The sequence below is a fragment of the Vibrio sp. QJM3NY_15 genome (assembly GCF_057785995.1).
The window spans coordinates 1729294-1753935 of sequence record NZ_CM173517.1 but is presented as its reverse complement, the minus strand read 5'-3'; the positions used below and the strand labels follow the sequence as shown (position 1 = coordinate 1753935).

Sequence of the window (24642 nt, the reverse complement as noted above, 5' to 3'; positions counted from 1 at the left end):
ACTATGTTATTGATTGGTTAGGATAAAGTTTCAAAAGGAATTATACAATGCGCCCTAAAGTATTGTTGGTTGAAGACTCCACCTCTCTTGCCGTACTTTACAAACAGTACGTCAAAGATGAGCCATACGACATATTTCATGTCGAGACTGGCGCTGAAGCCAAAACATTTATAGAAAGACACGCCCCACAGCTCGTTATCCTCGATCTAAAACTGCCTGATATGCCGGGCGAAGAAGTCTTAGATTGGATCAGTGATAGCGAGATTCCGACTGCGGTCATTATCGCTACGGCACACGGCTCAGTGAATATCGCCGTTGATCTAATTCAACGTGGGGCGGAAGATTTCTTAGAGAAACCCATTCAAGCTGACCGCCTGAAAACGTCGGTTAATCTTCACTTGCGTAGAGCCAAGCTCGAAAACTTGGTCGATGACATTCAAACCAAATTCGATCGCGACCGTTTCCATAACTTCATCGGCTCTTGCTTACCGATGCAAGCTGTTTACAAAATCATTGATTCAGTTGCCCCAACCACTGCCAGTGTCTTCATCAATGGCGAAAGTGGTACTGGTAAAGAAGTCTGTGCAGAAGCGATACACCAAGAGAGTCAACGCTGCGATAAACCGTTTGTTGCGATTAACTGTGGTGCTATCCCTCGAGATCTAATGGAGAGTGAAATCTTTGGTCATGTTAAAGGTGCCTTTACTGGCGCTACGACCGACCGCAAAGGTTCAGCGATGCAAGCGCATGGCGGTACCTTATTTCTCGATGAGCTTTGTGAGATGGAACTGGAGATGCAGAAAAAGCTCCTTAGATTCTTACAAACAGGCACCTTTACCCCACTCGGCGGTAACCGAGAAATCAAAGTCGACGTTCGAATCATCTGCGCAACCAACCGAGATCCACTGGTTGAAGTTGAAGAAGGTCGATTCCGTGAAGACCTTTATTATCGCGTCCATGTCGTACCTATCGAGATGCCGCCACTACGAGAAAGAGGAAGTGACATTGTCACTCTTGCGAGTCATTTTTTGAAGCTGTACGCGAAGCAAGATAAGAAGAAATTCAAATCTATCGACAAAGAGACACAAAACCTACTTAAACGTTACGCGTGGCCAGGTAATGTACGTCAGTTGCAAAATGTCATTCGAAACATCGTGGTGTTAAATAATGAAAGCAGCGTGACTAAAGACATGCTTCCTCCGCCAATTAATAAAGCGGATACCACGAAACCAAGGTCTATTACGCCAATACGAAATGTAGCGCCCGTTGCTGTGGCAGCTCCGACTCCTGTTACTGAAACTAAGTTACCGCCGATCACACCAGAAGAGCTTGAGCAAGCGCCAACACCGCAAGCGCAAATCGAGTCAATGACTCCAGCTTTCACAACGGTCGAAGGCGCTATACGTCCAATGTGGCAGATTGAGCGTGAAGCAATTCAACATGCGATCAATCATTGCGATGGAAACGTGTTAAACGCTGCTGTGCTTTTAGAGTTAAGCCCTTCTACCGTTTATCGTAAGAAGCAGGCTTGGGAATCTGAAGATGAGTACAACCAAGCCTAATATCCCCCCGAATAACGTAAACGAGCCTCTTATCAAAGAGGCTCTCATTCCTGTACTGGGAGAAATTTGGTTGTTCATCGATAGCCAAACTTTCGGAGGAATAGAAACACACGTTTTGGAGCTAGCAAAAGGCCTGCTTAATCACGGCAACAAAGTACGTGTTGTTTTGTTAACGCAATACATGCCAGAACCCTCGATTATCGGGCGATTAAATGAAAGCGCCCTGCCTTACTCTTATCTCCAAGACCTATCAAAAGTCCAAGGTAATCCGATAGCTCAGCTGCGGTCAGCGGTTGAACAATATCAGCCACAACTGATTCATGCTCATGGTTACAAAGCCAGTATAGTGAGCAAATCCACTAAATTGTTAAGTAGGCGAATACCACTCCGCCAAATCTCCACCTACCATGCAGGTGAAACGCCAACAGGTCGTGTTTGGGTTTATGATCTTCTCGATCGTTACACAAGTTGGATATCAAATCATTCATTAGTGGTTAGTAGTGAAATAAGTCGTAAAGTCCCGACTCGCTCTACATTACTCAATAACTTTGTGAGTATTCCTGTCAATTCTCAAGCCCTAGATTCAAGCGATACTCAAAAAGAACAAAACAACCAACTAGATCACTATCAGTTTGGTTTCGTCGGGCGCTTAAGCCACGAAAAAGCCGCCGATCGCTTTATAACTTTAGCGAAAAACTTTGAACAACATCAGTTCAATCTATTTGGTGATGGACCTGAACGTTCACAGCTCGCACAAAATAGCCCTGCAAACTGCCAATTTCATGGTCATCAAAATGATATGGCTGCAGTATGGCCGCGAATTGATGTATTGATCATTCCCTCTCGATACGAAGGTCTGCCAATGGCCGCTCTTGAAGCCATGGTTCGCGGTATACCGGTAATTGCAACGGCTGTGGGTAATCTACCTCAATTGATTGTCCATGGCAGTAATGGCTACATTTCGCACTCAGAGTCAGAACTGACCGCGAACCTCAACGCATGGTTAAATCTGTCCCCCCCTGACAAAGAAATCATGAGTGCCAAAGCTAGACAAAGCGTCATCGATGATTATTCGCCGCAAGCCGTTATCCCGCAATTGTTGAATTGCTACCAGCTTTAAACCACCCAGCGCCTCAGGTCACTTAACGATTTGAGCACTTACAGAAACACTGATAATTCTGTATGTCGTAATGTCACCCTTCTTCGTTGTTCGTTCATTCTGATTCTCAATTTGAAATAGATAATTAGCCTTTCTCATAAAGTGTTAAAAAACAGTATATTAGCCATATCAAACCAATGGCATCACACTTGCAAAGTTAACCCTAACACTGTTTTAGCCTGTTCTATTTCGCTAAAACGCAGTCAAGAAAACAGGCATCCTATGTGTGGGGATTGGTATGAAAAACATTCTTTATGTTCATTACGGTGACGATAATATTCGTGGAGCCGAATCTCGTTTAATCAACTTGGTTGAATCTCTCGATCGAAATCGTTACAAACCGTTGGTTTGGAGCAATTGTGAGCCTCTTATCGAACGTTTGACCAATTCCGAGGTTCCTAACCATTACTCTCCTTTCCATCTCATGCTTGGCCGAAAACAACCGAAATTCAATGTCATTGGTTGGTGCAGACAAGTGAACCAAGCGATCACATTGATAAAACAACATGATATCGACGTAATACACATCAATAATGGTGCTCCATGCCAATGGATGTGCCTAGCTGCCAAACTATGCAAAATCCCACTTGTAACTCAACTTCACAATAATTATCGATTAAGAGACCGCTTTACATTCGGATTGCATTTGTCTCCCTGTATCGTTGGGGTGAGCTACGATGTATGCGAAGGGCTACTTGATGACGATTACCCTCAAGACCAACTGTCAGTGATTTATAACGGTGTAGCTCAAGATATCCACCAAAAGATAGACCTACGTACACACCTAAATATCCCAGCACCAAGTTATGTCTTCATTGCTGTAGGACCTCTCGTTGTGAGCAAAGGCATAGATTTGATCGTTCAAGCACTTAACATTGCTAGTCAAGACCATGACTGTCATTTAGTCGTGATCGGAGAAGGCGAAGATAGAGAAAATCTTGAACTTTTGATTAATTCGTCTGGTTTAAATGAACGTGTTCACTTAGTTGGAGAACAAAATAATACGGCGGATTGGTTGTACGGTGGTGCCGATGCTTTTATCAGTGGTGCTAGGTATGAAGCTTTTGGGCATGTGATTGCCGAAGCTGGGCTCGCCAAGTTACCTATTATTGCGCCCCGCATTGGCGGCATTCCAGAGTTCATCAACCACGAAGGCAATGGGCTATTGTTCTCAACACAAAACCCAATAAATGAGATGACCGAGCATATGCTGAGCTTAATCACTCAGCCTCAACTTGGAAGTAGGCTCGGTAATGATTTATATGAACTCACGGCCTCTTCCCTGACTGTTATTGCTAACACACAACGCTTCCAACGACTCTACGAGAAAATATATGCGGAACCGAGTTCTATGTCTTTAGCTTGCAGCTTAAAACCAGTTTTGCGCTGGGCTTTTCGTTAGTCATGACACTCATATTTTACGTGTATTTAGGTTTAAAGGCAGAAATCAGAATGAATACACTTCAGCCCCTAAACCGTCACAATAAGGAACATTGATGATTGATTCGGCCAGAAAAGCTCCCTCTACTATTGGTATTTTAGCGCTCTGCCTAATTGTGGGAGTGGTATGGGTTATTGTGCCTCACCCATTGGTGGCCGTTTGTTTAGCATTTGTTCCACTGGCAGCACTATTTATCATCAACAAAACGTTTTGGTTGGTGATTATGTTCGTTGTGTTCTCTTTCTTTCGTATTCACGAGGCTATCCCTCAGCTTTTTGCGTTCAAAATCCCGTTGCTTCTGTCGTTAGGCGCTTTATCTGCTTTACTTTGGCACGGCCTTATAAGCAAAGAGCTGAAGCCTTATTGGCATCGGTCTTTGTCATGGTTAGTGGTGTTCTGGGTGTTAGTGACCATCGGATTGGTTTTTGCGTCCAACAGAGGCGTCGCGCTTGCTGAATTTAAAGGCATCTATTGGAAAATAATGGTCATGACATTAGCCATTGTTTGGCTAGTAAATAGCGCTGACAAACTTGCGAAGACATCGATGATCATCGTCGGCGCAGGGACATTGGTCGGCGTTATCGCCATTTATAACTCAGTTAACGGTATTGGATTAGTAGAAGGAACCCGAGTAACCATCGGTCGGGATTTTGGTTCGATGCTTGGAGACCCTAACGACTTAGCGCTTGTACTGATGTTTCCTCTCGCGTTTGCGATAAGCCAAGCGAGCACCAAAGGCATAGCGACTTTCAAACGACTACTTTGTGTTATCGCTGGCTGTATTTTGGTTTACGCTGTCATAGCCACACAAAGCCGTGGCGGGTTATTAGGTTGTGTTGCCGTCGTGGGCATATTCGCTTTAAAAGTGATTCGTTCCAAAGTGCTATTGTTATCACTTGGTGCAATAGGCGCCGTCGTACTTTACTTTGCCGCTGGTATTTCAGACAGAGCCTCTGGTGGTGCAGCAGAAGCCGGTATCGATGAATCGGCAATGGGACGTTTATATGCTTGGGAAGCGGCTTTTAAAATGGCGCTTGATAACCCACTGACTGGTGTTGGGTTAAATAACTTCTTTTCCAACTACTTTTTCTACAGCTCTCACTGGGATGGGTTAAACCATGCAGTACACAGTACTTGGTTTGGTGTTTTGGCCGAAACTGGTTTTCTCGGATTCATTGTTTTCATCATCGTGATTGCTTCATTGCTCATCACCACTCGCCAAACGTTAGCCCGTATTAACCAATGCTCTGACAAGGTCACGCCAGCGCTCCACTCTGCGGCCTACGCCGTCTATGCGGGCTTAATCGGCACTATCGTATCGGGCACCTTTCTGACTCAAGGTTTTAACTGGCCAATTTATATCTTGGCAGCACTCACTGTCTGCGTATCTCACGTATCCCAAACTGAATGTCAGAATGAGAACCCACAAACCGAAAAACGATAACTCCTTGAAATTATTACAAATCAATATGTGGCATATAAAATGAAAGATCTCCATTAAAGATAAAAATGGAGATTCTCATTATGACGTCAGTATCAGCGCATCAATTCAAACATTGGCTTAAGTTTCATCCTAATTCTCACATTAGAAATGTATTTTTCATTTTGAAAAATATCAGAACATTGGAATTCCCAAGCCCTCAGATTTTCAACAAGTGCCTTTACCATGCTCATAAACTGGTAAGCAACTTCATCTCTGGATTAGCACGCTTTGTTTATTGGACTCCAGCCTTCAAAGGCCGAGTTAATCAATGTGGTAAACGTCTTTACCTTTATGGTGGCTTGCCATTCGTTAGTGGTCCACTCATGATTAAACTTGGTAATGATTGCCGCATCTCTGGGCAAACTACGTTCTCGGGTTGTACTCAACCAACGCCTGACGGTTCTCAACCTTTGCTAAGCATTGGTAACAACGTTGACGTCGGTTGGCAATCCACTATCGCCGTCGGCCACAAAGTCGTTCTTTCCGATAATGTCCGCATTGCAGGCGGTGCCTTTCTGTTTGGTTACTCTGGGCACCCACTCAACGCTAAGCGCAGAGCGGCAGGCGAAGGCGATGATCAAGAACAGATTGGAAGTATCATTTTAGAGAAAGATGTATGGCTAGGCACGAATGTTACGGTAAAAGGCGGGGTCACCATTGGTGAAGGCACTGTGGTTGCGGCAGGCAGTGTTGTTACTAAGTCTATCCCCCCTTTCTCTATAGCTGCGGGTAACCCTGCGCGTGTGGTCGGGCAGATTCCAAACGAACAACATGTTGAGACTGAATCTGATGTATTCGATTCTCTAGAGACTCATGGAGGTCGTCATGCGTGATTTAATCGTATTTGGTGAAGACTTCGGTGGTCTACCTTCGTCTACTCAGCATTTGGTTCGTCACCTTGCTGAAAAACATAAAGTGTTATGGGTAAACTCCATTGGTTTAAGACAGCCAAAATTGTGTGTCAAAGATATCCAAAGAGCGTCCAACAAACTGTTTGGAAAAACCAAAGCCGTGACTCAGAACATGCTTGATTCAAATGAGCTGGGTAACATAACCATCGTTAACCTCAGAACCATTCCTGCGCCCTCGTCTGCTATTGCACGTCAGTTAGCTCAATGGATGATGTTAAAACAATTAAAGCCGATTATTGCAGAGCTGGATTTGCACGCTCCAATTCTATGGACATCACTGCCGACGGCTGTTGACCTGTGCGGACACCTCAATGAATCCGCTGTTGTGTATTATTGTGGTGATGACTTTAGCGCTTTAGCTGGCGTTGACCATCAAACTGTTGCTGAACATGAATCCGAATTAATTGAGAAATCCGACCTCATTTTTGCCGCCAGCGAAAACTTGATGACGAAGTTCCCTAAAGACAAAGCTCAACTGCTGCCTCACGGAGTCGATGTCAGTTTATTTTCGACCCCAGCACCAAGAGCACATGACCTACCAAGTGAACACCGCCCTATCGCTGGTTTTTATGGAAGCCTATCAAAGTGGTTAGATTATTCGTTACTCGAACATGTTGCTCAAGCTATGCCTGAATGGGATTTCGTCTTCATTGGGCCAAACGAGTTAGATACCCTGTCGTTGCCTGAACTTGATAATGTGCATTACCTTGGGCCTCGTCCTCATCACACCCTGCCAAGCTACTCTCAACATTGGGATGTGAGCTTACTTCCTTTTGTTGATAATGAACAAATCCGCGCATGCAGCCCTTTAAAACTCATGGAATACCTTGCAGCCGGAACGCCAATCATCGCAACACCGTTTCCGGCGCTTCTTCCTTACAAAGAGCATGTATCAACGGTAGACAGCGCGGAACAAATGGTGGAGGCTCTACACCAAGCTCGTAACCTACAAAATACCCCTGTCTCTGTGGTCTCAAAGGACAGTTGGCAAAACCGCGGTAACTTCGTACATTGGATGTTGGAGCTATTATGAATAATCTAAAATTGCGCCTGTTGGTTTTATTAAATGCAGCGTGGCGTCAACGCTACGTGATTTTGGTGCCTATTCTCATTCTGCCTTTCGTTGGTTTCGGAGTAAGTAAGTTGGCACCAACAAAATACGATGCTCATACCAGCATGTTGATTCAGGAAACGGCTAAGATGAACCCGTTTCTTGAAGATATTGCGGTATCCACCATGCTCAAAGACCGTATGAGTGCACTTCGCACCTTGCTTCACAGTCGACATGTTCTTTACTCAGTAGCACAAGAGCTTGAACTGACGACTCCAGACATGTCGAATGTAGAGAAACAAGAAATCATTACCGACTTATCACAACGTTTGTCAGTCACACAATTAGGGAAAGACTTTCTAAAGATAAGCCTAAGCTCCGATACGCCTATAGGCATGGAAGACACACTTCGTTCTGTCAGTGAACACTTTATCGAGCAGTTATTGGCGCCAGAACGTTCTTCGATTCAAGACTCCAGTAGTTTCCTTAAAATCCACATCGATGAACGAAGTGCCGAGCTTAGAAAAGCGGAAGAAGCTCTTGCGCTGTACGTGAATGAAAATGTGCATTCGACACCTGAAGTTCAGAGCCAAAGTTTAAACCGACTAGCGTCTTTAAAACAAACGCTTGCAGAGAAAGAAGCAGAGCTATCAGGTGTACAAAAAAGCTTGGGTTCAATTGACCAACAACTCTCAAAAACAAACCCAGTTATCGGACGTTTAGAAGATCAGATCATCGATATTCGAAGTGCGCTTACCCTGCTACAAGCCAAATACACGAACCAGCACAGTGCAGTGCAAGCCAAAGTTCGTGAACTAGAAAGACTTGAGAATGAACGAAAAGCGCTGTTGGAACAAAAGCAACCAGGCATGAACAGCGATCAATTGTGGGACATCGCGAGTAGCACGACATTAAACAAGCTTTCCGACATTCAACCTTTGTTAGTGACACAGCTCCACAGCTTGCAATTGGTTCGAGCTCGTTATGAATCTTTAACCGAAGAAACCAAAAGCCTTCGTACAATGATTTTTGAATTGGAAAACAAAGCGAATAACTTTGGTGAAAACGCAAAAGAGATGTATCGCTTGCAACGTGATGTGAATATTAAACGTCAGCTTTACGATGAACTCACCGAACGTTACGAGATGGCGCAATTAACCGGATCATTAGGTGTTTTTGAACAAAACAAACGTGTGAAGATTATCGATTTACCCTTTACACCCAGCATCAAGTCTAACATGCCGGCATTCATCTTCATTCTTGCAGGTCTAGTTGCCGGCATCGGCTTAGGAACAGGGTTGGCGATATTGTTCGAACTCTTTGATTCATCAATCAAACGAAAAGATGAAATCGAAGACATCATGGGTGTTCCCGTTATCACCGTCATTCCCAGAATGAGTTAGCCACAAAGCACTCACGCCATAACCAGAAATAACTAAACACAAATGAAAACGCCAGCCTCGCGCTGGTGTTTTTAATTGTGTTGGTTCTAATAGCCAGTTTCACTTTGGCCATTAACTCTCCGATTTTCTTATCATTCTTTCAACCACAGGTTCTGTTTTGATTCCTATTTTGAGAATTGCCTTACCCTCAACTTCAATCATCCATAACCGCTTGAAAATCATCAAATAATTAACTGGCACGGCACGTGCAATGGTAACAACAGAACGAAACAGAAAGCTAGGTTGCAACATTAGAGCGTTACTGAAGGGAGCAATATTATGGGAAAGCAAAACACAAAGAATGGCAAAAAGATAATACATGTTGTTCAGCACCTTGCTCCTGGCGGTTTGGAAACGTTAACTCTGGATCTTCTGCGCCTTGCTAAGCCAGTTGATCAAGTGTTGATCGTCAGTCTTGAAGGTACCAAAGACGAATCCATCAAGAACTGGCCGAAGCTTCAGCCTTACCACAATCAAATTGTGTTTTTAGACAAAGAGCTCGGTGTTCAATTCAACATCATCTTAAAACTCATCAAAGCGTTTAGAGGCATTCGCCCTGATGTTGTTCACACACATCACATAGGCCCTCTACTCTATGCGGGTTACGCTGCTCGTGTATCAGGTGTTCCAACGCGAATTCATACTGAGCATGACGCTTGGCACCTTCAAGATGACAAGCGCCGACGCTTACAGGCATTAGCGCTTAAAGCCGCTCAACCAACATTGGTCGCTGACGCAACTCGTGTTTACAAACAACTCCGTTCTGCTTTCTCATACGAGAACATCATTACCATCAAGAACGGCGTTGATTGCAACAAATTCAAGCCGATGTCTAAGATAGATGCGAGAACAGCGTTAAATCTACCACAAGACAAGCACATGATTGGTTGTGCAGGCCGATTGGAACACGTTAAAGGCCAAGACCAACTCATCAAAGCCCTCGCACTACTGCCCCAAAATATGGTTGTCGTATTTGCAGGTGGCGGTTCCAAACAAAAAAAATTAGCGCAACTGACCAACAGACTAAACCTTAATGATCGCGTTATCTTTCTTGGTCTAGTTGAAGACATGACTACTTTTTACGGCGCTCTGGATACTTTCTGCTTACCTTCACGTCATGAAGGGTTACCGCTTTCAACTCTTGAGGCACAGGCATGTAACGTCCCTACCGTTGCGATGAATGTAGGGGCTGTTGATGAAACCTTATGTCCAGTCAGTGGAACGCTTGTCAATAAAGGGAGTATTACGGGATTAGCTAGCGCGCTACTAGACAACCAACACGAACGATTCTTATCGCCTCGTACTTATGTGTTAGATAACTTTGACATAGTGAAGATGGTTGAATCTTACGACGATATTTCAAAGGGAGTATGCGCATGATGGACCTTTTGCTCGCGAGCCTATGTTTATTTTCTGGGGCCTTGATTGTTTATCATCACGCGGCGTATCCAATACTGCTGCGTTGGTATGCAAGACATCATCCAGCGCGTACTGTGAGCGAAAGCTCTCGTTGTTACAAAGATGAACAACAGGATTGCACACTTCCAACGGTCACTGTCCTTGTTCCTGCGTTTAACGAAGAACAATGGATTGCCGATAAGATTCGTAACTTAGCGGCGTTAGATTACCCAAGAACGAAACTGCGTGTCGTGATTGCTTGCGATGGCTGTACCGACGACACAGTAAACATCGCCCAAATGACCATCCAAGAAGCAATGTGTAGCGACATTCACTTTGAGATACACGACCATGTTCAAAACAGAGGTAAAGTGGCGGTACTCAATGAAGAAGTGACTAATATTACCAGCAATATTACAGCGCTTAGTGACGTGTCTGCCCTGATTTCATTAGATGCACTATTGATTGCTGCTGCTCACTTTGAAAGTGACGCGGTTGGTGTGGTAAACGCAACCTATCAATTATGTCCAACAGGTAATGTAGGCGAAGATGCATACTGGCAGTATCAAACATCAGTGAAAGAGTGCGAAGCGTCATTTGGTTCAAGTTTAGGTTCGCACGGTGCTTTTTATCTGTTCAGAACGGCATTGTTCACTCCACTACCACTTAATACCATTAACGACGATTTCATTTTACCAATGCAGATAGTCAAACAAGGCTACATTGCAGAATACGAAACACAGATGGTTGCACTGGAGCTGGAAGAGTCAAATCTCAAGACTGACTTCAATAGACGGCTGCGAATCTCAGCAGGCAACATGCAACAAGCCATACGATTATTTGGCCTGTTCAGCCCTAAATTCAAAGGCATCGCTTTTGCATTCTTTTCAGGTAAAGGGTTACGACTGTTAACCCCATATCTAATGATTGTGTGCTTAATATGCTCAATATTACTCAAAGAATATCTATTGTTTGAAGTACTTCTTTGGGCACAAGTGTTTGTTTACAGCATTGGTGTACTTGGTTGCATCTTGCCTAGCAGACTCATCAACAAACCTGTTTCTTTAATTTCCTATTTAATCGTTGGTCATTATGCCAACTTCATTGGTGGCGTACGTTACCTATTAGGACTTGAAAACTCCCCTTGGACTAGAGCTAATCGTTAAGGACTAACTATGATGAATATTGACCAACTATCAAACCAAAACCTATACCAAAGCAAGATTTCTCGCGCGAAACGAACTTTTGATTTTGTTAGCTCTTTACTCGCGTTAGTCGTCTTATCTCCGATATTCCCTTTTATCGCACTGGCCATTGCATTGACTTCTCGCGGTCCTATCTTCTATCGCCAACTGCGCGTGGGAAAATCGACACCAGAAAAAATGGAGATTTTTGAAATCATGAAGTTTCGTAGCATGTATCAAGATGCGGAAACTCGATCTGGTGCGGTTTGGGCAACACAGAATGACCCTCGTATAACACCTGTGGGTCGTTTTTTGAGAAAGACACGACTTGATGAACTACCCCAGTTGTTCAATGTGCTTAAAGGTGAAATGTCGTTGATTGGCCCGCGTCCTGAACGTCCAACCTTCTACAACAAGCTTGAGAATGAAATCCCATACTTTGCAGACCGTACTTATGGCGTCATGCCTGGTATTACGGGTCTTGCTCAGGTCAATCAAGGCTATGACACTTGCATTGATGATGTTCGCCGCAAAGTCGGTTTTGACCATAGTTACGCACTGAGTCTATGTTCTGTAAAATCTTGGATTGCTGCTGACCTGAGCATTATCACGAAAACGATTGTTGTGATGGTCGATGGCCGAGGGCGTTAAAAAGTAGACTTTACTAACAACTAACTGTAAACAGCTGTCATTATCAGTTTGTACTAGTCCCTCTCTTTTTGATTCAAGTCCTATTAAAACCAATGAGTAGCTGATTACTCATTGGTTTTTTCGATTTTATATACTATTTGGTATACGATACCGAACAGACATTCAGCCCTGTATTCAAAGCGTATTTCCTATGAAAATCGAAGATCTCAAGCTATTCACTACTGTTGTTGAACTCGGAAGCTTTACCGCTGCCGCCAACGCACTGGACGTGCCTCGAGCGAACGTGAGTAGACGTATTAACGATCTAGAGAAAGCACTCAACATGCAGCTTTTCTTTCGTACAACACGCAGTTTATCGGTGACTAAGTCGGGCGAACTCTATTACAACGAGTTGTTGAAAGCACTGAGCGCGCTTGAAAAGGCCAATCACATGGCGTCTAACTTATTGGAAGTACCACATGGTCGCGTGAAGATAGGTTTGCTCCCTGAAACCGGCGATATTGTTCAAGCCACCCTATTTAAGTTCCAAGATCTCTACCCGGAGGTTGAGCTTGATATTCGCAGCATCAGTAATGGCTTTATCGACATGTATCGTCAAGGGTTAGACCTTGCTATGCATGGAGGACGACTAAGCGATTCGAATGTCGTCGCTCGTAAGGTAATGGATTTACAGCGTATTTTCGTTGCTAGCCCTGAATACCTCGCTAAGTCAGGCAAACCCACAAAGCTTGAAGAATTGTCTAAATTTCCGTTTGTGTGTTTCCGCTGGCCAAGTGGTGATATAGATAAAGAGTGGGAAATCTCGAATCAAGTTGTGAAAGTTGAACCGTCTATCGTCAGTGACAGTATTGGCTTTGTGAAAGGTGCCTCTACCCGTCACCGAGGCATTGCCTTATTACCCCAATTGATGGTTCGACAAGAGCTGAAAGAAGGCTCGTTGGTCAACCTGTTCCCGACGGAGACTTTGGAAAAAGAAGAAGCGTGGCTGCTGTATCCACAGCGAAAAGCATTGAGTCATGCCAGCCAGTTATTGATTGATTTCTTATTACAAGAATTACCAAAACTCTAATTATTGTCTCAAATAATGTGACAGTGTTATACCGTTAGCACTGATTATCTCTGCTCGTCATCTCGATAGAATTGCCCCATCAATATTTCGGAGCAATTCATGATGTCTATCTATCGCTACTCTCTACTCGCCGCCACTCTTTTGCCTCTTATCGGTTGCAATCAGTCTGTTGTCACGGAGCCATCTGTTTCTCTGGAACCGTCAGCAGCTTCGATCAAAACAACGGAAGCGCGCCCAATTCAAGTCATCCAACTTGAATCGAAATCTCAACAAGCCAGCAAAACCTTTACGGGTAAGCTCCAATCGGTTGAAACAGCAGGCGTGGCTTTTCGCGTTCCCGGTACCATTCAAGAATTGTTAGTAAAAACTGGCGACAGCGTTAAGAAAGGCCAAGCGATAGCTCAGCTAGATCCGCACGATTACCAAGTTGCGTTAGAGGAGCTACAAGCTCGTGCGTTAGAAGCAAAATCGGCTCATAAATTAGCAAAAGCAGAATTAGCTCGAGTGAGACAAGCGATTGCTGACAACGCGATTGCCAACGTTAATTTAGACCGTGCGATCAGCGGCTATGAACGCAGCGAAGCCGCCGTTAAAGTGGTTGAGCAAAACATTCGTAGAGCCAAAGACTCGGTTCGCTACACTCGCCTGCTTGCGCCATTCGATGGCGTGGTTGCATCTTCAAATTTCGATCAATACGAACAAGTACTTCCGGGAATCTCGGTTTTCACCATTCACAAGCCAGAAAAGCTTGAAGTCACCATTGACGTACCTGAAAACTTAATTCATCAATTCGAAGCCGATCAACAAGCAACCATCAGTTGGTATAACGCAAAAAACTCTATCACTGGTCAAGCAACAGAGATCTCAACACTCCCTCACCCAATCAAACAAACCTACTCAGTCACTTATCGCTTAGACGACTTAGCTAAGAACGACACGCTCCGTTTACTGCCTGGTAAAGCCGTCACCCTCACTACTCAACTGGGTGAAAAAAGCAACAATTTCTGCCTACCTTACTCTTCCATCGTTAACCAATCAGGCAACGAACAAGTGTTCACCATCAAGGACTCACAAGCAATATCGGTTTCCGTACATGTTGCGTCACTCGCTGAAAACACAGCGTGTGTCGAATCAGAACTCAACGATGGTGATTATGTCGTTGTGAACGGCGCGCAATACGTTCAAGAGGGCCAACATTTTTCATCAATCCAAGTTAAAGATTTGTAGGTGAGTACCATGAACTTAGCTGACTTTGCCATAAAACAACGAACCTTCGTCTTGTTCTTCACCGCATTGAGCGTGATTGCCGGACTCTACTCTTACTTCGACCTCGGTAAACTTGAAGACCCAAGCTTCACCATTAAAACGGCCGTCGTGGTAACACTCTACCCAGGTGCATCGGCCGAAGAAGTAGAACAACAAGTCACAGACACAGTTGAAACCAAGCTCCAAGAAATGGCTAACCTAAACCGACTACGCTCGCTTTCTCGTCCGGGTATGTCGATGGTGTTTGTTGACTTAAAAGAATCGCTGAACTCAAAAGAACTGCCACAAGAGTGGGACTTACTTCGTCGTAAAGTATCAGACATGAAAATGCTGTTACCAAGCACGGCACAGATCAGCATCGTACAAGATGAGTTCTCTGAAGTGTACGGCATGCTTTTCTCTGTGTATGGCGCAGATGCTTCACCCTCAGAACTTCGCAGCTACGCGGAAGAGTTACAACGTCGCATTAAGACCGTAGACGGCATTAAGAAAGTCGAGTTGCACGGCGTTCAGCCTCGCGTGGTTCATATCGATATTCCAGACGAACGCTTGGCTCAATATGGTTTATCCATGGCTCAGGTTTGGAGCCAACTGAACACACAGAACACCACATTTGATGCGGGTAAATTCTCTGCCGGTGGCGAGCGTATTCGTGTTCAACAGTCGAGCCAATTCACTTCGCTCGCTGATATTAAAAATCTGATGATCAAAGGTGGCGTGAGTGAGTTAGGAACGGGCCTGCTACGACTTGGTGATATTGCTGAAGTGACCATGGGTTATCAAGAACCGATGATGACGGAAAACCGCTACAACGGTGTCCCAGCAGTAACACTCGCAATGAGCCCTGTCTCTGGTGTGAATGTGGTATCTTTGGGCGATGACATCAACCGCATCGTTAATGAGTTCCAAGCATCACTTCCATTGGGTGTTGAAGTCGCAACCGTTGCGAACCAACCTGAAGAGGTTCAAAAATCCATAGATAACTTTGTTAGTAACCTACTTGAAAGTGTCGCGATTGTGTTTGTCGTGCTGTCTATTTTCATGGGCTTAAAGAGTGCAACGATCGTTGGTTCAAGCTTATTGCTGACAATTCTACTAACGCTGATCTACATGAACATTACTGCAATTGATTTGCACCGTGTGTCTCTCGGTACATTTATACTCGCACTTGGCATGTTGGTTGATAATGCAATTGTGATTACCGACATGATGATCGTAAAGATCAACAAAGGTATCGACCGTACTATTGCGGCTATCGATTCAGTGAAAGAGACAGCAACTCCACTGTTTGGCGCTACCGTTATCGCAATCATGGGGGCGAGCCCGGTTATCTTCTCTCAGACAGATGCCGCTGAATTTGCGAGTTCGGTATTCTTAATCATCGCTTCTTCACTTCTGTTGTCTTGGTTCGTGGCAATGACGTTCACCGCCCTGATGTGTTGGATGTTCATCAAACCAACCAAACAGAAAACAGACACCAAAGTCAGCTTATACCGCAAGAGCGTTAACTGGACAGTCGATAACCCATTGAAAGCGTTGAGTGGCTTGATTCCACTGATCTTAGTGACGGCTTTTGCTATCCCAAGTGTCGCGATTAATTTCATTCCTCAAGCAGACAGACCGATATTGTTCCTTGATTACTGGCTACCAAATGGTGCCAAGGTTGAACAAACGTCGGAAGACATGAAACGCATCGAAGCGTGGTTACTTGAACAGCCTGAAGTGGAAAGTATCTCGACTTATGTCGGTGCAGGAGCTCCCCGCTTCTCTGTCACCATTGAGCCAGAACCGTTCGACCCAGCCTATGGACAGATCCTAATCAACGCGACTGATTTCCCATCATTGAGCCCACTAATTGCCCGTGGTGACGAATGGTTAACTCAAGAATTTCCTAACGCCGACCCGCGCTTTAGAAGCTTGAAACTGGCGACTTCAGACAAGTTCAGCGTCGAAGTACGCTTCTCAGGCCCAGATGTAGACGTTTTACATGGCCTATCGAACCAAGCGAAAGCCATTTTCCAAGCACATCCAGATACCAAGTACGTGCGTGATGACTGGCGTCAAAAGAGCAAAGTGTTAGAGCCGGTCATCAATCAAGATAAGGTTCGCCTTGCAGGTATTAACCGTGCTGACATTGCCTTTGCGATGAAACGTGCGTCTGAAGGCATGCCTTTGGGTCGTATGAACCTAAACGATGAATTGGTCACCATTCAATTACGTGGCACTGAAAACTCAATCGAATCACTAGAAACATTACCCGTTCGATCGTTACTTGGCTTACACAGCGTGCCACTGGGTCAAGTTGTCGATGGATTTGAACTGACCAGCGAAGAGACCATGATTTGGCGTCGTGACCGCGTGAAAACCATCACAGCACAAGCCGGTGTTGGTCGTTACACCACGCCAGCGGCGGTAAGAAACTCAGTAATTGATGATATTGAAGCTATCGCACTTCCACCGGGTTACAGCCTTGAATGGGGGGGTGAATACTACGACGAACACAAAGCCGTAAGCGATATTCTTAAGCAACTGCCAAAAGCGATCTTGTTAATGATCATCATCTTAGTGGCGATGTTTAACGGTTTCAAACAACCCGTCATCATCTTCACTACCCTGCCGTTGGCAGCAACAGGTGCCACATTCAGTTTGTTGTTATTGGATAAACCTTTCGGCTTTATGGCGTTGATTGGTGCGGTAACTCTAACGGGTATGATCATCAAAAACGGCATTGTGTTAATGGACCAAATTGAGCTTGAACGTAAAGGTGGTCGCTCACTGTCGGACGCAATCAAAGAAGCGACAGTAAACCGTACTATGGCGATCTCAATGGGAGCACTAACCACCGCACTCGGCATGATCCCACTACTTACCGATCTACTGTTCGACCAAATGGCCGCAACTATCATAGGTGGCTTGGCAGCAGCGACCGTGTTGTCTCTCTTCGTGATGCCTGCGTTGTACAAACTCTTCTATCGTTCAGAAGAGAATGGCATCACGGTAAACGAAGCAATCCAAGACGCGATTGTCGTCCTTGATGCAACGCCGAATGGTAGTGCACAGACTCAACAATCAAACATCACTCAATAAGGAGCAATAAACATGTATCTATTACCTAGATTTAAAGTGGCTCCTATTGCCCTAGCCTTGTTACTGACAGGCTGTGCGGTTGGCCCTGATTACGAAAAGCCGCAAACCACTATGGCAGAAACCTTCTTGTACAGCCAAGAAAGTCAAAGCCAAAGCAAGGCAAAGCAACAACACAATCATTGGTGGACGCAGTTCAATGATCCAACGCTTAACCAGTTGGTGGCCGATGTTCAAAGCCAGAACATCCCACTCAAACTCGCAGCCGAACGAATCAACATGGCCAACTCATACAAGAGTGTCGTTGAATCTTTCAAAGTACCGACCGTCAATGTCGGCGGTGGTTACTACAACTATCAATTGAGTGAAAACGACTCCCTACTCGGCCCTGTATTTGGCGCGTCTGATGCCGTTCAATCAGCAACTGGTATGTCATTGCTTGATGCTCAACACGATGGTGGTTTCTTAGGCGCAAGCATTGCGTGGGAAATGGATTTGTTTGGGCGTATCGACAGACAATCTAACGCGGCAACGATTCGAGTGGAACAAGCCGAGATATTCCAATCAGGCTTGAACACGCTAATCACCGCAGACGTGATTCACAATTACCTTCAATACCGCGGCGCGCAAGAACGCAAAGCGATAGCAATGGAAAACATTCAAGACCAACAACGCACACTTGAATTGGTGACCAAAGTAGTTCGCAGCGGTTATGGTTCAGAGTTAGATCTCGCTCAAGCCAAAGCAATGCTCGCAGCCACAGAGTCAATTGTTCCACAGCTAGAAATTGCAGAACAAGTTCACAAGCAGCGTATGGCAGTGTTGTTGGGAGAATCGCTAGCGAACATCAACCAACGGTTAGCGGGTGAATTTACCTTGCCACGCATGAACGATGTTATCCCAACGGGCTTACCTTCTGACTTGTTGGAACAACGCCCAGACATCCGAATAGCAGAGCGTGAAATGGCGGCCATTAACGAAGAACTTGGCGCAAGCATCGCCAATCGTTATCCAAAGTTCTTCTTAACGGGCACACCAGGCGTTACGGCTGGAAGCTTTGATGACCTGTTCAGCAGCGACTCATTTGGTTGGGCAGCGTCTGCGGGTATCAGTTGGAACGTGTTTGATGGTGGCCGAGGTGAAGCCATGGTTGAGATGAACGAAGCAAGATTTCGCTCGGCAGCACTCAACTACCAACATTCGGTAGACAGCGCATTCGCAGAAGTTGATTCAAGCTTGTTTGCTTACGGTCGTAGCCAAGAGAACCAAAAGCGCATTGATGAAGCAACAGACGCGGTCGATAACGCCGTGAGCAAAGCCAAATCCTTGTACAAAGCTGGCCTAGTGGATTACTTATCGGTGTTGGATGCTCAGAGACAACAGAAAATGATGCAAGACCGCCAAGTCGCCGCCAAACTGCAAACCGCTAACACCACGATTGCGGTATACAAAGCGCTAGGCGGTGATTGGAAAGTCGCAAACGAGACACAAAGCGTTGAAGTAGCCTCTTTGAACTAGAAAACCTACACGTTACTTATCAAGTGATAAGCTCAAAAAAATACCGCTGAATAGTTCAGCGGTATTTTTGTAATCATATAAAACGCTATTACTTAACTTGATGACGCTTCGCCCACTCTTGCGCGGCATCACCCATCGTCAATCCTGTTGCTCTCTTCATCCAAAGCATGAAATCGCGGTCGAACTTGAACTGCTCACCAAATTGGGATTTGAAATATCGACGAACATTCTGAGTCGTTTTGTAGCTATCCGTGATCAACGTATTCTCATCAATGTGATTTTTGTGCCAATCAACCTTTTCCATGATCTCTCATCTTCCTTAAAACGCACAATCGAACCACGCCAACACTATTTACTGTTTTCCTTGCCTTGTAGATGCTCTGCGTACTTCCTAGAAATCCATTGAGGAATATGGAACCCTGTTTTACGAACCAGATACCAATCTATTGCAGCAAGAATGACTAAACCAATTATAGTTCCCATAATAATTCCTCCATGAACAGTTTATTAGTCGGTCAACTCCAAGATAGCACTTGTACTTCCTTCCACCTAGCCTTATAACCAGCCGTCATTTTGTTGTAGTTCGCTTCGGTCATCGCTCGCTTATTTGGCTTTATCAACATATTGAATGCGTCATCTAATCCATAGGGAGTAAACAGTTTGATGTTTTCTGAATTATCGAGAGTAAACCCAATCGCAAACGCAGAAAGCCAAGATTCAATGCCTTGTTCTACACGCTCGTATGGCTGAATCAAACAACCGAATTTCTTAGCATAGCGCTCATGTATGGTTGCTTGGTTTTTCACATCCACGTCTACGCAATGGCTCAATCGTGAACTAATACGACTTTTGAATTCATCTTCGGTGAAAAGATTAGAGTTGTCGAAATAGACAATATCAAAGTCTTTAACCTTATCGAGAAGCGGTTTACGTTCGATGCTATTCCAGATAACTTGAGTAATAGCCCCTCCAGCAATATAGAAGTTTGGCAACCCTACTTCACCACACACTTTAGCGGTTTCGATTAACTCAGGAACTTGCTGAATTAGGGATTCAAGTTTTTGTGTGTTCATCTTAACCTAATGATGCTGCGTTAAGTCGTGAGCAACGAACGCCGCACAGCAAGCTCGAATAATAAATGACGTAGACAGCGAATCAACTCGAAACATTAGTTAAGCTTTTTGATTCGCCGAAATTATGGCTTGAGCTATTTTAGCCCTATGATTCATTTCCCACTCAGTTAGTGTTAATGAAGCTTCTTCACGTGCTTTCTTTGAAGCCATTGCAAACACTTCATCTTGTCTTGATTTAGGAATAACGACAATACCCTCTACATCAGCAACAATGACGTCCCCCGTAGAGACGCTTGTTCCCCCACAAGTGATTGAAACACCCAATTCAGAATAGACCTCCTTTTTTCCCGGTACCGGGTGGACGCCTTTCGCAAAAACTGGAAACTCCATATCTGAAATTTCACTCAAGTCCCGAATCACACCATCAATAATAAAGCCTTGTATCCCTCGACTCTTAGCGACTGCGCATACATTGCCGCCAGCTACCGCATATTTACTATCAACGCCATCAACAACAATGATAGACCCCTCGGGTGCTTCGTATATTGCAGCGTGAAGCATTAGGTTATCACCAGAAGTTAACTGAACCGTAAATGCTTCACCAGAAATTCTCGGCATACCCTGCCAAAGAGGACCAATATTAAAATCAATAAAGTGGTCGTTACTCAATATGTTTCCGTAATCGGTGGTCGCTAATTCAGAAAAATCTTGCTTCATATTTACACTCCATGTTTAAACTAAGTCTGGTGCCGGATTGAGGTGTGAGGCACTCAACACGATGCTTCGGCATATGCCTAATCACAAAAATTGCACAGTAAAAGCGCCACACATATCGAATCGATTTTAGATTGTTTATTATGCTTATGGCTCAGAAACCAAGGCACTTTCATTTACCCTAACGTACATCAAATGCTTATCGTAAAAGTCACTTTTTACACAACCATGTTGTAACGCTTTTTTATAGATTGAAGCCACAAATATATCGGCGACACTAAAGCTGTTACCCACTGCCAATCCTGATTCACGGCAAATTGACGTACTTAGCTTTTCTAAGCACCTCATAATCCAATCCCCACGAAGTTCGCGCTTTGACATTTCATCTAACTCTGGATGCATGAACTTTAATACGGTTCTGTTTTGGGGTGAGTGGATGCTGGTATTTACGTACTCGCAAACTCTTCGGATATGAGTTTTTTCATCAAGATTTTTGCCAAATAAGGTTGGTTTAGGAAAGCGTTCTTCCAGATACTCGATAATCGCCATTGATTCAGAAAACACAGAACCATCGACAGAAAGTGATGGAACATAACCAAAAGGGTTTATATCTAAGTACGTTGTCGCTAGTTCGCTAGTTCGCTAGAGCTCACCTCTATTCTATCGAAATGTATCCCCTTGAAGTTGAGCACCCACTCCACTCTTTCAGAGCTGTTCGAGCCCCTTGCGCTATAAAGTAAAACTTCCATGCATCCTCCCGACTATCAAACCAATACTAACCACGATAAAAAAATCAAATCACCAAGCGAAGAAAATAACCCTATATTACGTTCTACTTTTGGCAGCAGGAAAGCCTAAGAAAGCCGTAATAATCGCGTATGTGCGAAAGGTAATTGTGAGCCTTAGCACTATGCTAAACGATGGCACCATGTGGGGTCGAAGCACAACCAAGAACTGGTCATTGATGCTATAGTCTCTTGTTATGTGTTAGTTTCTGTATCGAACAATACCATCCCAGTTTTCGCGATCTGAAAAATCATTAACCCCTATAGATGACTTATTACCTGATTCTTGAATAACCTCTTCTAGAAGCTGCGTCGACCACTTAAACGTCTCCAGTGCTTCACCTAGGCTATTGTGATGAAAAACTGATATATGAACTAACAAGCCGGTAGCGCTAATACTGTCTAGTACTCTATTAGACACAGCATTAATTGTTTTCATTGCGCAACTAATTGAAAACAAAACTAATGAGTGATTTAGTTCAAAAGCTTCGCAACTGTACAAGCCGTCTTCATACGTTTTTGCGACATCCACCATAGATTTAACGGCGAGATCTAAATTACTTTCACAGCTTAAAATTACAAAATAAGGGTCATCGTAATCATCAATCCCTTCTATGTATGAACTCAACTCTTTACTAATTTCCAAGCTATTAAAAATTTTACTACTTAACATGTTTGACCTTTATTTTGATAAATTATCGCTAGCCCCTAACGTCCAATTAAGCAGCTAACAACGTTATTAATATACTCAGAATCACTCAAGCTAAAACCATTAAAAATGCTACGTGTTGGCTTTCGGCTTAAATTGTTTGTTATAGTTTCATTTGTTTGAAGTACTGTTTATATTTTGTATTTTCCAAATAACCTAATTCTTCATACAGTAATTGAGCTACAACGTTATCAAGCGATGTTTCTAGTTCAATACCTTTCGCATTAGTGTCTCTGGCATACATTTCTGCAAATTCCATTAGGGCTCGTCCAAGTCCTAATTCCCTTGCCTCGGTAGATACATAAAGATCATTTAACGCCCAGTATTTTTTTAACGAAATTGAACTGAATCCTTGGTATAACGTTACAAAACCAAGTACTTGCTCTTTAGCTATTGCTAGGAGAAAAACACCACTTCCATCATTTAACCTAGAAGCTATCCAATCTGAAGATTCACTTTTACTAGCTGCACTATCTAGGCTCACCGACAACTGACGGTAAGCATGAAAAAGCATAGATAATTGCTCTATATCTTCAACTTTTGCTTCACGAAATTCCATTTTTACCTCTTAAGTTACAACGCATTGTTTAAGGTGTGAGGCACGTAATGCCAAAGCTACCGTAACCACCTTAAACACTAAAACAAACGCATAGTAAAATGCCACGTGTTGCGAATTATTATTGAACAGTTTGTTCGTTAATAGTTGTGCTCTTGCGTACGGTGATAAAAGTCAGAAGATAAGTTCACTCGTTTAAAAAGATCGCTATACATAACAAGCTCAAGTAAAGCTTGCATCGCGACTCCATACTCGCTCAGTTTTTGGTCATCATGACTCAATTCATAATGCTCATCATATGCCGTTTCATCATAACCAGACATACCATAAAGTCCGATAGCATAACGGTTGCTCCAATCTCCGATATTTTTCCTTACTCGTTCACGGGTCTCTTCGGACCTATAGGTGTCCTCTAACTTGTTACTCGCGCGCTCAGCGTTAATCAACCTCAACAACTCAACTTTATGCGTACCGGTCAACTCAGAATCATTTGCCTTAACTTTCTCTTGAATTTGTGTGTCTATAATTCCATCCAAATCTGACCAAGTATCTAACTTATCCTCTTCGTATTCTTCAAGCGCTTCCCAACTGTCTAAGGGCTTGTTTGCTTGATCCCACCATTCAATGTACTCATTGAGAGTTTTATTGAAACCAGCTTCTGTATGAATGTAAACAACGCCTTCAGCAATCACTACCGCGTAAATACTTTCACTTTCATAGTTATCAATTAATACTTTTAGCTTAGGCTCAAGTTCCTGAAAAATTAAATCCGAGTTTAAACTCCTTCTCATAAAGTTTCCCTATTCAACTAACGCTCAATTAAGTAACTGACAACACTATCAATACACGCAAATTTACCAACGAAATAACTGAAGCTAAACCGAGCTAAAAATGCCAAGCGTTGGCAGTCTGCTTAAATTCCTTGTTATAAATTTTTGTATGGGTTCATCCATGACTTAGGAAATTTGGAGAACAACGTATAACTAATTGCTTCACGTAAACTAAACTTACCTAAGAGGCACATTACTAAAGAAAAAACGCTCGCGACACATACAACACCCGCATACACCGACAGTATTAACACTAAGAGTTGTGAACCTAAAAATTGATAAACACTATACTCTGAACCATTTAATTGACTTAAAGGTAAATTAAGATCAACGCCAAACCAGCCTGCTAACAACATGCTTAATTTAGTACATATGAAGATGCCCAGAGTTACACCCAAAAAGCCAACATAAGACGTGATTTTTTGATATTTCATCGGCAATCGATACTGTGCTTTGATCGCTTTAATAACCATTACACCACCCTTATTTATAACAACTATTAGACTGAAAAATTCTGCATTCAAATACAGAATCATTCAATCCAGTTTCATATGGGCGGAACTCTACCACAATTAATTTTATAATTTCAGTGACTTAAAGCACAGATAAGCACGTCGAATAATAAGATAAAGAGCATTTTTACACCGTATAGTTCTAGCGAAAATCGTCCTGAACTGTATATAGCCACTGTTCATCTACACGTACCCCAAACACAAAAAAGCCTGCCATCTATGGGAACATAAATGGCAGGCTTTA

The 24642-nt window shown here is 43.7% G+C and carries 22 protein-coding genes and 1 pseudogene; 14 read left to right on the top strand and 9 right to left on the bottom strand.

Annotated elements, in window-relative coordinates; all coding sequences use genetic code 11:
• Nucleotides 1–47 precede the first annotated feature (47 nt).
• From AC3CKG_RS07990 to AC3CKG_RS07925, 14 genes are all read left to right on the top strand, one after another.
• The gene (locus tag AC3CKG_RS07990) at nt 48–1562 is read left to right on the top strand and encodes a sigma-54-dependent transcriptional regulator (RefSeq protein WP_488529188.1); all 1515 of its coding nucleotides are present in this window, start codon (nt 48–50) and stop codon (nt 1560–1562) included.
• Nucleotides 1543–2682: a glycosyltransferase family 4 protein gene (locus tag AC3CKG_RS07985; protein WP_488529187.1), complete on the top strand. Its 1140-nt coding sequence runs from the start codon at nt 1543–1545 to the stop codon at nt 2680–2682. The genes AC3CKG_RS07990 and AC3CKG_RS07985 overlap by 20 nt, the downstream gene beginning before the upstream one ends.
• Nucleotides 2683–2959: 277 nt before the next feature.
• Nucleotides 2960–4123, top strand: a complete 1164-nt coding sequence (locus tag AC3CKG_RS07980) for a glycosyltransferase (protein ID WP_372201110.1) — start codon at nt 2960–2962, stop codon at nt 4121–4123.
• A 94-nt stretch (nt 4124–4217) separates the two neighbouring features.
• Entirely contained in the window at nt 4218–5606 is a 1389-nt protein-coding gene (locus AC3CKG_RS07975; protein ID WP_488529186.1) for an O-antigen ligase family protein, read from the top strand.
• Between the two features lie 80 nt (nt 5607–5686).
• Complete coding sequence (locus tag AC3CKG_RS07970) at nt 5687–6478, top strand: acyltransferase (protein ID WP_488529185.1); 792 nt, start codon at nt 5687–5689, stop codon at nt 6476–6478.
• Nucleotides 6471–7589, top strand: coding sequence for a glycosyltransferase (locus AC3CKG_RS07965; protein ID WP_488529184.1), 1119 nt, complete (start codon nt 6471–6473; stop codon nt 7587–7589). Before AC3CKG_RS07970 ends, AC3CKG_RS07965 begins: the two co-directional genes overlap by 8 nt.
• Nucleotides 7586–9010 carry a GumC family protein gene (locus AC3CKG_RS07960; protein WP_065103452.1) on the top strand — a complete coding sequence of 475 codons (1425 nt, stop codon included), beginning with the start codon at nt 7586–7588 and terminating at the stop codon, nt 9008–9010. Before AC3CKG_RS07965 ends, AC3CKG_RS07960 begins: the two co-directional genes overlap by 4 nt.
• 318 nt (nt 9011–9328) lie before the next feature.
• Nucleotides 9329–10429, top strand: coding sequence for a glycosyltransferase (locus AC3CKG_RS07955; RefSeq protein ID WP_488529183.1), 1101 nt, complete (start codon nt 9329–9331; stop codon nt 10427–10429).
• Nucleotides 10426–11613 (top strand): glycosyltransferase family 2 protein, encoded by a 1188-nt coding sequence (locus AC3CKG_RS07950; RefSeq protein ID WP_488529182.1) that lies wholly within the window; start codon nt 10426–10428, stop codon nt 11611–11613. Before AC3CKG_RS07955 ends, AC3CKG_RS07950 begins: the two co-directional genes overlap by 4 nt.
• A gap of 9 nt (nt 11614–11622) precedes the next feature.
• A complete protein-coding gene (locus AC3CKG_RS07945; protein ID WP_102296281.1) occupies nt 11623–12282 on the top strand; it encodes a sugar transferase in 660 nt (219 codons plus the stop codon).
• Nucleotides 12283–12472: 190 nt separating this feature from the next.
• A complete protein-coding gene (locus tag AC3CKG_RS07940) occupies nt 12473–13351 on the top strand; it encodes a LysR family transcriptional regulator (protein ID WP_017110861.1) in 879 nt (292 codons plus the stop codon).
• Nucleotides 13352–13450: 99 nt separating this feature from the next.
• Nucleotides 13451–14578, top strand: coding sequence for an efflux RND transporter periplasmic adaptor subunit (locus tag AC3CKG_RS07935; protein ID WP_488529181.1), 1128 nt, complete (start codon nt 13451–13453; stop codon nt 14576–14578).
• Nucleotides 14579–14587: 9 nt separating this feature from the next.
• On the top strand, nt 14588–17704 hold the full coding sequence (locus AC3CKG_RS07930; RefSeq protein WP_488529180.1) for an efflux RND transporter permease subunit: 3117 nt from the start codon (nt 14588–14590) through the stop codon (nt 17702–17704).
• 12 nt (nt 17705–17716) lie between these two features.
• Complete coding sequence (locus tag AC3CKG_RS07925) at nt 17717–19219, top strand: efflux transporter outer membrane subunit (RefSeq protein WP_488529179.1); 1503 nt, start codon at nt 17717–17719, stop codon at nt 19217–19219.
• Between the two features lie 88 nt (nt 19220–19307).
• On the opposite strand, the gene AC3CKG_RS07920 is transcribed toward AC3CKG_RS07925, so the two are convergent.
• The 9 genes and pseudogenes from AC3CKG_RS07920 to AC3CKG_RS07880 form a co-directional block, all read right to left on the bottom strand.
• Nucleotides 19308–19523 carry a DUF6434 domain-containing protein gene (locus AC3CKG_RS07920; RefSeq protein ID WP_065103458.1) on the bottom strand — a complete coding sequence of 72 codons (216 nt, stop codon included), beginning with the start codon at nt 19521–19523 and terminating at the stop codon, nt 19308–19310.
• Nucleotides 19524–19567: 44 nt separating this feature from the next.
• The gene (locus AC3CKG_RS07915) at nt 19568–19702 is read right to left on the bottom strand and encodes a hypothetical protein (RefSeq protein WP_276327538.1); all 135 of its coding nucleotides are present in this window, start codon (nt 19700–19702) and stop codon (nt 19568–19570) included.
• Nucleotides 19703–19734: 32 nt separating this feature from the next.
• On the bottom strand, nt 19735–20292 hold the full coding sequence (locus AC3CKG_RS07910) for a nucleotidyltransferase family protein (RefSeq protein ID WP_488529178.1): 558 nt from the start codon (nt 20290–20292) through the stop codon (nt 19735–19737).
• Nucleotides 20293–20391: 99 nt separating this feature from the next.
• Nucleotides 20392–21009 carry an RraA family protein gene (locus AC3CKG_RS07905; protein ID WP_099167275.1) on the bottom strand — a complete coding sequence of 206 codons (618 nt, stop codon included), beginning with the start codon at nt 21007–21009 and terminating at the stop codon, nt 20392–20394.
• 144 nt (nt 21010–21153) lie between these two features.
• Nucleotides 21154–21755 (bottom strand): annotated as a pseudogene (locus tag AC3CKG_RS07900) (glutathione S-transferase family protein).
• Nucleotides 21756–21993: 238 nt separating this feature from the next.
• Nucleotides 21994–22464 (bottom strand): hypothetical protein, encoded by a 471-nt coding sequence (locus AC3CKG_RS07895; RefSeq protein ID WP_488529177.1) that lies wholly within the window; start codon nt 22462–22464, stop codon nt 21994–21996.
• Nucleotides 22465–22603: 139 nt separating this feature from the next.
• Nucleotides 22604–23059, bottom strand: coding sequence for a GNAT family N-acetyltransferase (locus AC3CKG_RS07890; RefSeq protein ID WP_488529176.1), 456 nt, complete (start codon nt 23057–23059; stop codon nt 22604–22606).
• A 137-nt stretch (nt 23060–23196) separates the two neighbouring features.
• On the bottom strand, nt 23197–23847 hold the full coding sequence (locus AC3CKG_RS07885) for a hypothetical protein (protein ID WP_488529175.1): 651 nt from the start codon (nt 23845–23847) through the stop codon (nt 23197–23199).
• Nucleotides 23848–23981: 134 nt separating this feature from the next.
• Complete coding sequence (locus tag AC3CKG_RS07880; RefSeq protein WP_102280800.1) at nt 23982–24359, bottom strand: hypothetical protein; 378 nt, start codon at nt 24357–24359, stop codon at nt 23982–23984.
• Nucleotides 24360–24642 lie beyond the last annotated feature (283 nt).

Coding starts and splice junctions, on each gene's coding strand:
- AC3CKG_RS07890 (WP_488529176.1), bottom strand. CDS start 23,059: ATGGAATTTCGTGAAGCAAAAGTTGAAGATATAGAGCAATTATCTATG.
- AC3CKG_RS07955 (WP_488529183.1), top strand. CDS start 9,329: ATGGGAAAGCAAAACACAAAGAATGGCAAAAAGATAATACATGTTGTT.
- AC3CKG_RS07910 (WP_488529178.1), bottom strand. CDS start 20,292: ATGAACACACAAAAACTTGAATCCCTAATTCAGCAAGTTCCTGAGTTA.
- AC3CKG_RS07985 (WP_488529187.1), top strand. CDS start 1,543: ATGAGTACAACCAAGCCTAATATCCCCCCGAATAACGTAAACGAGCCT.
- AC3CKG_RS07945 (WP_102296281.1), top strand. CDS start 11,623: ATGATGAATATTGACCAACTATCAAACCAAAACCTATACCAAAGCAAG.
- AC3CKG_RS07965 (WP_488529184.1), top strand. CDS start 6,471: ATGCGTGATTTAATCGTATTTGGTGAAGACTTCGGTGGTCTACCTTCG.
- AC3CKG_RS07960 (WP_065103452.1), top strand. CDS start 7,586: ATGAATAATCTAAAATTGCGCCTGTTGGTTTTATTAAATGCAGCGTGG.
- AC3CKG_RS07950 (WP_488529182.1), top strand. CDS start 10,426: ATGATGGACCTTTTGCTCGCGAGCCTATGTTTATTTTCTGGGGCCTTG.
- AC3CKG_RS07980 (WP_372201110.1), top strand. CDS start 2,960: ATGAAAAACATTCTTTATGTTCATTACGGTGACGATAATATTCGTGGA.
- AC3CKG_RS07975 (WP_488529186.1), top strand. CDS start 4,218: ATGATTGATTCGGCCAGAAAAGCTCCCTCTACTATTGGTATTTTAGCG.
- AC3CKG_RS07895 (WP_488529177.1), bottom strand. CDS start 22,464: ATGTTAAGTAGTAAAATTTTTAATAGCTTGGAAATTAGTAAAGAGTTG.
- AC3CKG_RS07970 (WP_488529185.1), top strand. CDS start 5,687: ATGACGTCAGTATCAGCGCATCAATTCAAACATTGGCTTAAGTTTCAT.
- AC3CKG_RS07920 (WP_065103458.1), bottom strand. CDS start 19,523: ATGGAAAAGGTTGATTGGCACAAAAATCACATTGATGAGAATACGTTG.
- AC3CKG_RS07940 (WP_017110861.1), top strand. CDS start 12,473: ATGAAAATCGAAGATCTCAAGCTATTCACTACTGTTGTTGAACTCGGA.
- AC3CKG_RS07990 (WP_488529188.1), top strand. CDS start 48: ATGCGCCCTAAAGTATTGTTGGTTGAAGACTCCACCTCTCTTGCCGTA.
- AC3CKG_RS07930 (WP_488529180.1), top strand. CDS start 14,588: ATGAACTTAGCTGACTTTGCCATAAAACAACGAACCTTCGTCTTGTTC.
- AC3CKG_RS07925 (WP_488529179.1), top strand. CDS start 17,717: ATGTATCTATTACCTAGATTTAAAGTGGCTCCTATTGCCCTAGCCTTG.
- AC3CKG_RS07880 (WP_102280800.1), bottom strand. CDS start 24,359: ATGGTTATTAAAGCGATCAAAGCACAGTATCGATTGCCGATGAAATAT.
- AC3CKG_RS07885 (WP_488529175.1), bottom strand. CDS start 23,847: ATGAGAAGGAGTTTAAACTCGGATTTAATTTTTCAGGAACTTGAGCCT.
- AC3CKG_RS07915 (WP_276327538.1), bottom strand. CDS start 19,702: ATGGGAACTATAATTGGTTTAGTCATTCTTGCTGCAATAGATTGGTAT.
- AC3CKG_RS07935 (WP_488529181.1), top strand. CDS start 13,451: ATGATGTCTATCTATCGCTACTCTCTACTCGCCGCCACTCTTTTGCCT.
- AC3CKG_RS07905 (WP_099167275.1), bottom strand. CDS start 21,009: ATGAAGCAAGATTTTTCTGAATTAGCGACCACCGATTACGGAAACATA.